Raw genomic sequence first — 12590 nt, forward strand, 5'->3', positions numbered from 1 at the left:
TAGTTGCCATGAAGTGATTTATTATGCATATTTTGTGATTAAAACATCGCAATCATTGCACATTACACAGAAGGATGGGCATCACATGGCAACAGAGCAAGCGGCAATCACCCGCGCCACATTCGATGAAGTCATTCTGCCGATTTATGCACCGGCGGAGTTTATTCCGGTGAAGGGGAAAGGCAGCCGCGTTTGGGATCAGCAGGGCAAAGAGTACGTTGATTTTGCCGGCGGGATTGCGGTGACCGCGCTGGGCCACTGCCACCCGGCGCTGGTGGCGGCGCTGCACGAGCAGGGCGAGACCCTGTGGCACACCAGCAACGTTTTTACCAACGAGCCGGCGCTGCGCCTGGGGCGCCAGCTGGTAGATGCCACTTTTGCCGAGCGCGTGGTGTTTATGAACTCCGGAACGGAAGCCAACGAAACGGCGTTCAAGCTGGCGCGTCATTACGCGATCACTCGCCATAGCCCGTACAAAACCAAAATCATCGCTTTCCATAATGCTTTCCACGGACGGTCGCTGTTCACCGTCTCGGTCGGCGGTCAGCCGAAATACTCTGACGGTTTCGGGCCGAAACCGGCAGATATCGTGCATGTTCCATTTAACGATCTCGAGGCGGTGAAAGCGGTGATCGATGACCATACCTGTGCGGTGGTGGTTGAGCCGATTCAGGGCGAGGGCGGGGTGATGGCGGCGACGCCAGCGTTCCTGCAGGGGCTGCGCGATCTGTGCGACCAGCATCAGGCGCTGCTGGTATTTGATGAAGTGCAGTGCGGTATGGGCCGTACCGGTTCATTGTTCGCCTATATGCATTACGGCGTGACGCCGGACATCCTGACCAGCGCGAAAGCGCTCGGGGGCGGTTTCCCGATTAGCGCGATGTTAACCACCAATGAAATCGCCAGCGCCTTCCATGCCGGTTCCCATGGCTCCACCTACGGCGGCAATCCGCTGGCCTGTGCGGTGGCGACCGCGGCTTTCAACCTGATTAACACGCCGCAGGTGCTGGCGGGCGTCAATGCCAAACGGGCGCTGTTTGTCGAACACCTGCAGCAGATCGATGCGCAGTTTGATCTGTTCAGCGACATCCGCGGCATGGGACTGTTAATCGGCGCCGCGCTTAAGCCGCAGCATCACGGACGCGCGCGCGATTTCCTCTATGCCGCGGCGGAGGCCGGGGTGATGGTGTTAAACGCCGGGCCGGACGTAATGCGCTTTGTGCCGTCGCTGGTGATTGATGATAGCGATATCGCCGAAGGGATGGCGCGCTTCGCGCAGGCGGTTAAAAACGTACTTAGCGCTTAGTCGTGCGTAGCCAGATGCCGTGATGCGGACGCTGACGCCATGCCACCGACGAAATGGTGTGCATGGTGTTCAGATGGCCGAGGATCCGCTGCAGATGCTGCTCAAGGGTGCTGAGCGGCCCACGCAACACTTCCCCGTCCTGGGATTCCATAATATTCACATCGCCCGCGCTGCCCGGCCCGTCTGAATCCAGACGCTGCTGACAGCGCTGCAGGGCAATTTCACAAGATTCCAGATACCGCTGCGCCAGGTCAGGCGTTAGCATCGTATGCTCGCGCGCCAGCGTGGTCATGGCGTTGATATGCTCAACGATAAACTGGCTATGGGTTACCCACAGCTTCATATCTTCCAGATAGTGCGAGTTAAAGCCCGGTTCCTGCATCGCCTGGTTAAGCGAGTTATACAGGGCGTTGTGCGCCTGGTTGACGCGCATACGTTGGTAGGCCAACGCCGGGGCCTGCGGATCGGCGCTAAGGATCAGCCGAATAGCCTCCTGATCGGCCTCCAGGGCATCGTGGGCGTTTTTACGCAGCAGGCCGCTCTGCCATTGCGGCCATAGCCAGACCATCCCGCCAAAGGCGATCAGACAACCAATAATGGTATCGATAAAGCGGGCGACGATGAACTGCTCGCCGTTAAGCGTTAGCAACTGCAGGGTATATACCGCGGTGACGGTAAAGCCCACCATCGCCCAGCCGTAGTGTTTACGGATGATGAGATAGCTCAGCAGCGTGATGAACAACATACCGCTTAACGTGTAGCTCTCCGGTACGTGGAAATGTAGGGTCAACCAGGCGATCACCAGGCCCGCCAGGGTGCCTGCCGCCCGGTGGACAATCCGCACGCGGGTGGCGCCGTAACCGTTTTGCGTCACGAACAGCACGGTCATCAGGATCCAGTACGGCTTCGGCAGATGTAGGGCGCTGCCCATCAGGCTGGCGATGCTCAACATGACGCTGATGCGCGCGGCGTTGCGCAGCGCCGGGGATTTCAATGACAGGTAGTTCTTCAGCGCCGGTAGTAGCGGTAGGCGCCGTTCTTTATCCGCCATCAGATTCCGTGCGTACAGCGGGCGCTGGGTGCGCAGCACGCGGGCGATACGACTGAAGTGCCAGGCGCAGAACTGGCCTACCGGGTTATCGGGATGCTGATAAGCGATTTTTTCCAGCGCGCCGATTTGCTTATCCATCTGGAAGCGACGCGGGTAGCGGTGGTAGAGAATATCATCCGCCAGCACCCGCAGACGCGCGGCGACGGTCTGCGCGTTCCAGCGGATAACCGCTTCCGCATGGCTGCGCTCCACCAGTTTTTGTACCTCTTCCGGCTGGTGCAGGCTCACCGAAATATGTTCCTGCAGATCCAGCCCAACCTGGAACGCGCGCAGCAGGCGCTTATGATCGCTACGCTGGTTGGCGGCTAACATATGCATTTGCTGGTAGCATTGGGTAATTAAATCGACCACCTTCTGCTGGCGGGTAAGCAGCGGCGGCAGGGAGGTCGTCGGATCAGTGTGCTGCGTCAGGAGGCTATATTTGGCCTCGCAATAATTAGCCAGTTCGCGGTAAAGCAGGCTTAACGACTCGCGCAGCGGCTGCTCCCGCCAGAGCCAAAACCAGAACCAGTTAAAGAGTCCGTACCACAAGGTTCCCAGCGCATAGATAAGCAGCGGCTCCCAGATGGGCATATTGCCGGCCAGGCTTAAGGTAAAAATGGCGGCGATAAGCGATGCCGGCAACAGGCGAGCGTGCAGCGAACTGATTTCCGCCGTCACGCCGAGAATCAGCGCCAGCGCGCTGAGGATAAGCGGCAGAGGGATTTCCCGCGCCAGAAGCAATTGCACAATCAGGCTGCTGCCGGCAAACAGGCAGCCGCCAACGATCAGGCGTTTGAAAAAGCGTTTATGCGGGGTGTCGAGACCGGCGATATTGCAACAGGCGGGAACTAACGAGAACAGCAATCCCTGCTGCAGATGGCCGAGCAGAAGCCCGATGGCCACAGGTAGACACAGCACCAGCGTTTGCCGCAGTGCGTAGTTGACTTCCGGGTGGTAAATCAGCCTGCGCCACATGGGAGAAACAAAAACGGCGTACTGCGCGGAGCAATACGCCGTTTAGCGACTTAACGGGTACCGTAGACGACGATAGTTTTACCGTGTGCGGAGATCAGATTTTGATCTTCCAGCATCTTCAGAATACGGCCAACCGTCTCACGAGAACAGCCGACGATCTGGCCAATTTCCTGGCGGGTGATTTTGATCTGCATCCCGTCCGGGTGGGTCATGGCATCAGGCTGTTTCGCCAGATTCAGTAAGGTCTGAGCGATACGGCCCGTCACGTCGAGGAAAGCAAGGTTACCGACTTTCTCGGAAGTGACCTGCAGACGACGCGCCATCTGAGAAGAGAGGCGCATCAGGATGTCCGGGTTCACCTGGATTAACTGACGGAATTTTTTGTAAGAGATCTCGGCCACTTCACATGCGGTTTTCGCACGTACCCAGGCACTACGTTCCTGACCTTCTTCAAACAGGCCTAATTCACCGATGAAATCGCCCTGGTTGAGGTAAGAGAGGATCATCTCTTTACCTTCTTCATCCTTGATGAGTACAGCCACGGAGCCTTTTACGATGTAGTAAAGCGTTTCCGCTTTCTCACCCTGGTGAATCAGCGTGCTCTTTGATGGGTACTTATGAATGTGGCAATGAGACAAGAACCATTCAAGGGTAGGGTCTGTTTGCGGTTTGCCAAGCACCATGCGCGGTTATCCTCTGTTATAAGCTATCTCCGGACGCCGACACTACACGGCATCCGGGCATGCAATCGTATTTTTCCCTATGCCTGGGAAGCTGGCTGCTCAATTTATGCAGCCTGTAATGTGAACTCCTCAGCATACATGCGGTACATCAATGTATTACTGTAGCATCCAGACTGTTTTAGCATAGCTTTCACCGCATGTCTCCTGGTGTCTCGCTTCAGCATGACCCAGGTCGCCTTCCGTTGCGAGATTTGTTATGTGCGCGTAATCTGTCAGGAAAATTGCAACAGCGGAGTTAAATTTTATGCAAGCGCGTGTGAAATGGGTGGAAGGTCTAACCTTCATCGGTGAGTCGGCCTCCGGCCACCAGATTTTAATGGATGGCAACTCCGGGGACAAAGCGCCCAGCCCGATGGAAATGGTGCTGATGGCGGCGGGCGGCTGTAGCGCAATTGACGTGGTGTCTATCCTGCAAAAAGGGCGTCAAAACGTCACCAACTGCGAAGTGAAGCTGACTTCTGAACGCCGTGAAGAGGCGCCGCGCCTGTTCACCCATATCAATCTGCACTTTATCGTCACCGGCAAAGAGCTGAAGGATGCGGCGGTGTCCCGTGCGGTGGATTTATCCGCGGAGAAGTACTGCTCGGTGGCCCTGATGCTGGAAAAGGCCGTCAACATCACCCACTCTTACGAAGTGATCGAAGCCTGAGACGAATTGATGTAGCGGGACGCTAACCCCGGCAGCACGGCGGCCGGGGTTTTATTTTGCCCTTAACTAATGGTTTTGCCTTCCATCAAGCGCTCGACCAGCGGCGCCATAATGAGCTCCATCGCCAGCCCCATCTTACCGCCTGGCACCACCAGGGTGTTCATATGCGAGATAAACGACCCCTGTAGCATCGCCAACAGCCAGGGGTAATCAATCCCCTGCAAATTGCGAAAGTGAATCACCACGAAGCTTTCGTCGAGAGATGGAATGCCTTTGGCGGCAAATGGATTCGAGGTATCGACCGTCGGCACGCGCTGGAAGTTGATATGGGTGCGTGAGAACTGCGGGGTGATGAAATTGATATAGTCTTCCATCGAACGCACCACCGAGTCCATCACCGCTTCGCGCGAATGGCCGCGTTCGCTGGTATCGCGAATGAGCTTCTGGATCCATTCAAGGTTGACGATCGGCACCACGCCGACCAGCAGGTCGACATGTTTCGCCACGTCGTGCTGCGGCGTCACTACGCCGCCGTGCAGCCCTTCATAAAACAGCACGTCGGTCGGTTCAGGCAACGGCTGCCACGGGGTAAAGGTGCCGGGAACCTGATTCCAGGGAACCGCTTCATCGTAGGTATGGAGGTATTTGCGCGACTGGCCCTTGCCGAATTCGCCGTACTCTAAAAAGGTGCGTTCAAGCAGGCTGAAGTCGTTGGCTTCCGGGCCAAAGTAGCTGATGTGTTTGCCCTGATCGCGCGCCTTGCGGATCGCCATGTCCATTTCCGGGCGAGTATAGCGATGGAAGCTATCCCCTTCGACCTCCGCGGCATGCAGGTTCAGTTGCGAGAAAATTTTGCGAAACGCGAGGCTGGTGGTGGTGGTGCCCGCGCCGCTGGAGCCCGTGACTGCGATCACTGGATGTTTGGCAGACATAACAACTCCCTGATTAAGTGATGGTGTGTCGCCGTATCGCGCCAGGCACTCGCGGTTAGAGGGGCATGGCGCTTAGCCGTTAAACATCTTGCGGGGCATGATGTTGACCGTCTCGTGCAGTTCTGACCACACCAGCACGGCCTCCCCAGTTTTAAGCTGCTGTTTTACATCGGCGACTTTATCGGCAAGCGAACGTTCATGTTCACCATAATCGGTGCCTTCGCGCAACACAAAGCTTTCAATCAGATTATCCAGCGTTTCGGGATCGAGATCCTGCCAGGGAATAATCATGCTTGTCCTCCCAGCCAGCGGGTTAACCAATCCGGAATACGTTGCTCCAGCCACATTTGCGGTTTTCGCAGCGTACCGCCGACAAAGCCAACGTGACCGCCCTGTTCCGTGAGCTGATATTCGACGTTAGCCGGCAGTTGTTCCTGCGGCGGAATTGAATGATGGTCCATAAACGGATCGTCTTTCGCGTGAATGATCAGCGTCGGCTTGGTGATATCGCTTAAGCGCGGCATCGCGCTGCACTGTCGGTAATAGTCTAGCGCATCGGCGAAACCGTGGATTTTGGCGGTGATCATGTCGTCGAATTCGCGGATGCGGCGCATGCTTTTAAGCTGGCGAAGATCGACCGGCAGCGAGCCTGGATAGGCTTTTAGCTTGCGCGCGGCGTTGGCTTTCAGCAGGTTGAGCAGGTAACGCTGATAGACGCGCGAAAATCCTTTGTCCATATGGTAGCTGCAGGCTTCCAGCATAAAGGGCGCCGAGACAATGACGGCTGCATCGAGCGGAATATTGTCGCCTTCTTTCGCCAGCAGACAGCCCAGCATGTTGCCGCCAAGCGAATAGCCTACCGCCGCCGTCGGCGCTGTGCCGAACTCGCGCTGCAGCCAGTGCAGGAACCAGGTACCGTCTTCCGTTTCGCCAGAGTGATAAATACGACTGTTGCGATTCGGCTCGCCGCTGCAGCCGCGAAAATGCATCACCACCCCGAGCCAGCCGCGCTGCATGGCGGCGTGAATCAAACCGTGGGCGTAAGGGCTGTGCAGGCTGCCTTCCAGACCGTGAAAGACCACCAGTCGCGGTTTGTGGCGCGCGCCGGCGGGGTCTTCGCTCCAGGCCAGATCGACGAAATCGCCATCCGGCAGCTCAAGGCGTTGCCAGTGCGGCGTAAATCGGAGCTTGCGGCGGATGATCCGCGGCAGCATGGTTTGCAGATGACGATTGCCCACGCCGCGCATCGGATGGAATTCACGCGAGTCGTTATCGGGGGGCGTCGCTGCTGTCGGGGTTATTTCAACCATAGTACCAGGATTATTAAGAAACTTTTAGAACACTATACCGCGCATAAAAGTGGGCGGTTAGCCAATATGTGGTCTTGCGGGTAATCGGTATAGATTACATGAAAATGGCTCAAGAGAATGGCTGAGCGATGAATTTCGGAAACTCTCCCGGGATGCCTAAGCAGAAAGTCCCGACGATGAATTTTCTCTCACCGCCGGGCGGTTATTCATTAACTTTCCTGCAGCATCCGCTCGAGCTGTTCCTGCGCCTCGAGCCACGCCATCTCACACTCTTCGAGCCCTGATTTGGCGCTCGCCTGCTGCTGCAGGCATGCGGTTAATTCCGCTTTGCGCGAGGCGTCATACAACTCGCTGTCGCCCAGTTTCTCTTCCGCCTGCGCCAGCTGCGCGTTGAATTTATCCATCTCTTTTTCCAGACGGGCGATCTCTTTACGCAGCGGTTGCGTTTGCGTACGCAGTTCGGCTTCGCGGCGTTTTTGATCCTTACGCGCCTGCGCGCTATTGCAGTTATCCTTTGGCGCTTCAGAGGTCTGGTTTTCCAGCTTCTGCGAATCGCTCAGCCACTGCTGATAATCTTCCAGATCGCCATCAAAGGGTTCGACTTTGCCGTCGTGTACGAGGTACAGATCGTCAGTGGTGGAGCGGATCAGGTGGCGATCGTGCGAGACCACGACCAGCGCCCCTTCGAAGTCGATCAGCGCTTCGGTCAAGGCCTGGCGCATATCAAGATCAAGGTGGTTGGTCGGTTCATCGAGCAGCAGCAGGTTAGGGCGCTGCCAGACGATTAACGCCAGCACCAGACGCGCTTTTTCGCCGCCGGAGAAACGGCGGGTCTCTTCGCTGACTTTATCCCCCTGGAATCCAAAGCCGCCGAGGTAGTCGCGCAATTTTTGTTCCAGCTCCTGCGGCGCCAGGCGGGCCAGATGCTGTATCGGCGACTCATCGGCGCGCAGGAATTCGAGCTGATGCTGGGCGAAGTAACCGAGCTTAATGCCCTTAGCCAGGCCAATTTCACCGGACAGCGGCTGTAGTTCGCCGGCCAGCAGCTTAATCAGCGTTGATTTACCGGCGCCGTTGCGCCCCAGCAGACCGATACGCGAACCGGGTACCAGATTCAGCTTGATGGAGTCGAGAATAATTCGTTCGCCGTAGCCGGCGCTGACTTTCTCCATCTTGAGTAACGGGTTCGGTAGACTTTCCGGCGCGCGGAAGCTGAAGTGGAACGGGTTATCGACGTGCGCCGGGGCGATAAGCTCCATACGCTCAAGCATTTTGATACGGCTCTGCGCCTGCTTCGCTTTGGTGGCTTTGGCGCGGAAGCGGTCGATATAGCTCTGCAAGTGGGCTACGCGCTGCTGCTGGCTTTCATACATGGCCTGCTGCTGCGACAGACGGGTCGCGCGCTGGATTTCAAACGAGCTGTAGTTACCGGTGTATTCGAACATCGTTTGCTGTTCGATATGAATAATTTTATCGACGATCGGATCGAGGAAATCACGATCGTGGGAAATCAGGATCAGCGTACCGGTATAGCCCTTTAGCCACTTTTCCAGCCAGATCACCGCATCAAGATCGAGGTGGTTGGTCGGTTCGTCGAGCAGCAGCAGATCGGAACGGCAGATCAGCGCCTGCGCGAGGTTTAAGCGCATACGCCAGCCGCCGGAGAAATCACTGACCGGCCGCTCGAGCTGCTCGTTGCTGAAACCAAGGCCGTGCAGCAGGCTGGCGGCGCGGGAACGAATCGTCCAGGCGTCAATCGCATCCAGCTTACCGTGGACGGTGGCGATGGCATGGCCGTCGTCGCGCTCATTGGCCTGTTGTAAATCGGCTTCCAGCTTGCGGAACTCGCGATCGCCATCAATAACATAATCAATAGCCGGCTGCGGCAGGGCCGGCGTTTCCTGATTAACCCACGCCAGCTGCCAGTTGCTCGGGAAGGTCATGGAGCCGCCGTCGGCGCTTATCTCGTTTTTCAAAAGCGAAAGCAACGTAGATTTACCGCAGCCGTTTTTACCCACCAGACCGACCTTCTGGCCAGGATTGATGGTGGCGGTGGCGTTGTCCAGCAGGACGCGTACGCCGCGACGAATTTGTAACGAGGAGAAAACAATCATAAGGCGCCGTATGTTCAGACTATGTTAATTTGTCTTTATGATAATGTAGTGTGGAAGCGAAACGCTCCATTGGGCCGCAATGGTAGCCCAAAATGAAGACGATAGACAAAGTCATTCTGGTTGCGTCGAGACGCAGCCGCTTCGCAAGCCGCCAGATGACGTTCGGGAGGGGAATGATGTCTCAGACAGCGAAAGTGTTGCTGCTGTATGCCCACCCAGAATCTCAGGATTCCGTGGCCAACCGGGTGTTGCTTGAACCGGCTTTACAGTTGCCGAATGTCACCGTGCACGATCTTTATGCGCACTATCCAGATTTTTTTATTGATATCGCCCTTGAGCAGGATCTCCTGCGTCAGCATCAGGTGATTGTGTTCCAACATCCGCTGTATACGTGGAGCTGCCCGGCATTGTTGAAAGAGTGGCTGGACCGGGTGCTGAGCCGCGGCTTCGCCAGCGGCGCGGGAGGAAATCAACTGGCGGGAAAGTACTGGCGTAGCGTGATCACCACCGGCGAGCCGGAGAGCGCTTACCGCCGCGATGCTAACCGCTATCCGATGAACGATATTCTGCGCCCTTTTGAGTTAACGGCCGGCATGTGCCGCATGCACTGGCTGAGTCCGATTATTGTCTACTGGGCGCGCCGACAGCGGCCGGAAGATTTGCAAAGCCACGCCCGCGCGTACCGCGATTGGCTCGCGAATCCTGTTGCAACAGGAGGCGCCAATGGCGGGAGCTGATTTGCTATTAGCAGGGGTACTGTTTTTGTTTGCCGCCGTGGTGGCGGTTCCGCTGGCGGCCCGGCTGGGTATTGGCGCCGTACTCGGTTACCTGCTGGCCGGGATTGCGATTGGCCCGTGGGGGCTCGGGTTTATTAGCGATGTGGATGAAATTCTTCACTTTTCCGAGCTGGGCGTCGTGTTCCTCATGTTTATCATCGGCCTTGAGCTCAACCCCGCCAAACTGTGGCAACTGCGCAACTCAATATTCGGGGTCGGCGCGGCGCAGGTGTTGTTTAGCGCGGCGATCCTCGGCGGATTGCTGGTGGTCACCGGGTTTTCGTGGCAGGCGGCCGTAGTGGGCGGTATTGGTCTGGCGATGTCCTCTACCGCGATGGCGCTGCAGCTGATGCGCGAGAAAGGAATGAGCCGTAACGAATCCGGCCAGCTGGGTTTTTCAGTTCTGTTATTTCAGGATTTAGCGGTGATCCCGGCGCTGGCGCTGGTCCCGCTGCTCGCCGGACACGGCGACGATAACTTCAACTGGATGTCGGTAGGGATGAAGGTGCTGGCATTCGCCGGCATGCTGATTGGCGGCCGTTTTCTGCTGCGCCCGGTATTCCGCTTTATCGCTGGTTCCGGCGTGCGTGAGGTCTTCACCGCCGCCACGCTGCTGCTGGTGCTGGGTTCCGCGCTGTTTATGGACGCCCTGGGGCTGTCGATGGCGCTGGGGACGTTTATCGCCGGCGTGCTGCTGGCGGAAAGCGAATATCGCCACGAGCTGGAAATCGCTATTGAGCCGTTTAAAGGCCTGCTGCTGGGGCTGTTTTTTATCTCCGTCGGCATGGCGCTGAATCTTGGCGTGCTCTACACCCATCTGCTGTGGGTGGTGGTAAGCGTTGCCGCGCTGGTGGCGGTGAAAGCGTTGGTGCTCTATGTATTGGCTCGGGTATATGGTTTGCGCAGCTCCGAGCGCACGCAGTTCGCCGGCGTATTGAGCCAGGGCGGCGAGTTCGCCTTTGTTCTCTTTTCCATGCCGGCTTCGCAGAAACTGTTCCATAACGATCAGATGGCGCTGCTGCTGGTTACCGTAACCTTATCGATGATGACCACGCCGCTCCTGATGAAGATCATTGATAAAGTGCTGTCGCGACGGCTTAACCCGGCGGAAGATACCGATGAGGCGCCGTGGGTCGAGGATGATAAGCCACAGGTGATTATCGTCGGCTTCGGGCGTTTTGGTCAGGTGATTGGGCGTCTGCTGATGGCTAATAAAATGCGTATTACCGTGCTTGAACGCGATATCAGCGCGGTCAACCTGATGCGCAAATATGGCTACAAAGTCTATTTCGGCGATGCGACGCAGCTTGAGCTGCTGCGTTCGGCGGGGGCGGAAGAGGCGCAGTCTATTGTGATTACCTGCAACGAGCCGGAAGATACCATGAAGCTGGTGGAGATGTGCCAACAGCATTTTCCCCACCTCCATATTCTGGCGCGTGCGCGGGGGCGCGTAGAGGCGCATGAGCTATTACAGGCCGGCGTGACGCAGTTCTCGCGAGAAACCTTCTCCAGCGCCCTGGAATTGGGGCGCAAGGCGCTGGTGACCCTGGGAATGCATCCGCATCAGGCGCAGCGCGCGCAGTTACACTTTCGACGCCTCGATATGCGAATGCTTCGCGAGTTAATGCCGGTGCATACTGATACCGTACAGATATCCCGCGTGCGGGAAGCCCGGCGCGAGCTGGAAGAGATTTTTGAGCGTGAGATGCAGAAAGAAAGCCGGCAGCTGGACGGCTGGGACGAGTTTGAATAGAAGGTAGAGCAAAATGGCGGTACGTAAACGTTTTATTGCCGGCGCAAAATGTCCGGCGTGCCAGGCACAGGATTCACTGGCGATGTGGCGCGAGAATAATGTCGATATTGTTGAGTGTGTTAAGTGCGGACATCAGATGCGCGAGGCCGATAAAGAGGTCCGCGAACACGTTCGCAAAGAAGAGCAAGTGATCGGCATTTTTCATCCGGACTAGCGTTATCTGTCGCCTTTTTTTAAGCTAGAGGGTACACGGCTGCAGAATTCCGCTACAATCTGCGCCACTATTCTTCCCATGCTCAGGAGATATCATGAAAGTAGCAAAAGACCTGGTGGTCAGCCTGGCCTATCAGGTACGTACAGAAGACGGTGTGTTGGTTGATGAGTCTCCGGTGAGTGCGCCGCTGGACTACCTGCATGGTCACGGTTCCCTGATTTCCGGCCTGGAAAACGCATTAAACGGCCACGAAGTGGGCGACAAATTTGATGTCGAAGTCGGCGCGAATGACGCGTACGGCCAGTATGACGAAAACCTGGTTCAGCGCGTTCCTAAAGACGTCTTCATGGGCGTTGACGAACTGCAGGTTGGCATGCGCTTCCTGGCTGAAACCGACCAGGGTCCGGTACCGGTAGAAATCACCGAAGTCGGCGACGATTTCGTGGTGGTTGACGGCAACCACATGCTGGCTGGCCAGAATCTGAAGTTCAACGTAGAAGTTGTCGCCCTGCGCGAAGCCACTGCAGAAGAGCTGGAACACGGTCACGTACACGGCGCTCATGGCCACGATCACGATCATGACCACGGTCATGACGGTTGCTGCGGCGGCCACGGCCACGATCATGGTCACGACCATGAACACGGCAAAGGTGGTTGCGGTAACGGCGGTTGCGGTTGCCACTAATGGCGTCGCGTTCGCGCGAATAGCCAAAAAAAGCGGGGAG

12 protein-coding genes are annotated in these 12590 nt (G+C 56.9%); 6 read left to right on the forward strand and 6 right to left on the reverse strand.

Translation table 11 applies throughout. The features are described 5' to 3' along the window. Nucleotides 1-85: 85 nt before the first annotated feature. Nucleotides 86-1306, forward strand: a complete 1221-nt coding sequence (gene argD / locus ABLV78_RS01915; RefSeq protein ID WP_047048027.1) for a bifunctional acetylornithine/succinyldiaminopimelate transaminase — start codon at nt 86-88, stop codon at nt 1304-1306. Here the strand turns inward: argD and ABLV78_RS01920 are convergent. Next, complete coding sequence (locus tag ABLV78_RS01920) at nt 1296-3374, reverse strand: YccS/YhfK family putative transporter (protein ID WP_047048030.1); 2079 nt, start codon at nt 3372-3374, stop codon at nt 1296-1298. The two genes, argD and ABLV78_RS01920, sit on opposite strands and share 11 nt — an antisense overlap. 50 nt (nt 3375-3424) lie before the next feature. Next, nucleotides 3425-4057 carry a cAMP-activated global transcriptional regulator CRP gene (gene crp / locus ABLV78_RS01925; RefSeq protein ID WP_000242758.1) on the reverse strand — a complete coding sequence of 211 codons (633 nt, stop codon included), beginning with the start codon at nt 4055-4057 and terminating at the stop codon, nt 3425-3427. A gap of 304 nt (nt 4058-4361) precedes the next feature. Between crp and ABLV78_RS01930 the strand changes: the two genes are divergently transcribed. After that, the gene (locus ABLV78_RS01930; protein WP_015703648.1) at nt 4362-4766 is read left to right on the forward strand and encodes an OsmC family protein; all 405 of its coding nucleotides are present in this window, start codon (nt 4362-4364) and stop codon (nt 4764-4766) included. 62 nt (nt 4767-4828) lie between these two features. On the opposite strand, the gene ABLV78_RS01935 is transcribed toward ABLV78_RS01930, so the two are convergent. From ABLV78_RS01935 to ABLV78_RS01950, 4 genes are all read right to left on the reverse strand, one after another. Continuing rightward, nucleotides 4829-5698 (reverse strand): phosphoribulokinase, encoded by an 870-nt coding sequence (locus tag ABLV78_RS01935; protein WP_015369404.1) that lies wholly within the window; start codon nt 5696-5698, stop codon nt 4829-4831. A gap of 72 nt (nt 5699-5770) precedes the next feature. Further along, a complete protein-coding gene (locus ABLV78_RS01940) occupies nt 5771-5989 on the reverse strand; it encodes a YheU family protein (RefSeq protein ID WP_015369405.1) in 219 nt (72 codons plus the stop codon). Continuing rightward, entirely contained in the window at nt 5986-6945 is a 960-nt protein-coding gene (locus ABLV78_RS01945; protein WP_241483450.1) for a hydrolase, read from the reverse strand. The genes ABLV78_RS01940 and ABLV78_RS01945 overlap by 4 nt, the downstream gene beginning before the upstream one ends. A 272-nt stretch (nt 6946-7217) precedes the next feature. Beyond that, nucleotides 7218-9122, reverse strand: coding sequence for an ABC transporter ATP-binding protein (locus tag ABLV78_RS01950; protein WP_348865239.1), 1905 nt, complete (start codon nt 9120-9122; stop codon nt 7218-7220). Between the two features lie 173 nt (nt 9123-9295). Here ABLV78_RS01950 and kefG point away from each other — a divergent pair, with 173 nt between their 5' ends. The 4 genes from kefG (at nt 9296) to slyD (ending at nt 12550) form a co-directional block, all read left to right on the forward strand. After that, on the forward strand, nt 9296-9859 hold the full coding sequence (gene kefG, locus ABLV78_RS01955) for a glutathione-regulated potassium-efflux system ancillary protein KefG (protein ID WP_047048039.1): 564 nt from the start codon (nt 9296-9298) through the stop codon (nt 9857-9859). Then, nucleotides 9846-11651 carry a glutathione-regulated potassium-efflux system protein KefB gene (kefB, locus tag ABLV78_RS01960; protein ID WP_047065852.1) on the forward strand — a complete coding sequence of 602 codons (1806 nt, stop codon included), beginning with the start codon at nt 9846-9848 and terminating at the stop codon, nt 11649-11651. The genes kefG and kefB overlap by 14 nt, the downstream gene beginning before the upstream one ends. 13 nt (nt 11652-11664) lie before the next feature. After that, nucleotides 11665-11865: a YheV family putative zinc ribbon protein gene (locus ABLV78_RS01965; protein WP_004106389.1), complete on the forward strand. Its 201-nt coding sequence runs from the start codon at nt 11665-11667 to the stop codon at nt 11863-11865. A gap of 94 nt (nt 11866-11959) precedes the next feature. Beyond that, the gene (gene slyD, locus ABLV78_RS01970) at nt 11960-12550 is read left to right on the forward strand and encodes a peptidylprolyl isomerase (RefSeq protein WP_015369410.1); all 591 of its coding nucleotides are present in this window, start codon (nt 11960-11962) and stop codon (nt 12548-12550) included. Nucleotides 12551-12590: the final 40 nt, after the last annotated feature.

The sequence above is a fragment of the Klebsiella sp. CN_Kp075 genome (assembly GCF_040065055.2).
GTDB classification, from domain to species: domain Bacteria; phylum Pseudomonadota; class Gammaproteobacteria; order Enterobacterales; family Enterobacteriaceae; genus Klebsiella; species Klebsiella aerogenes.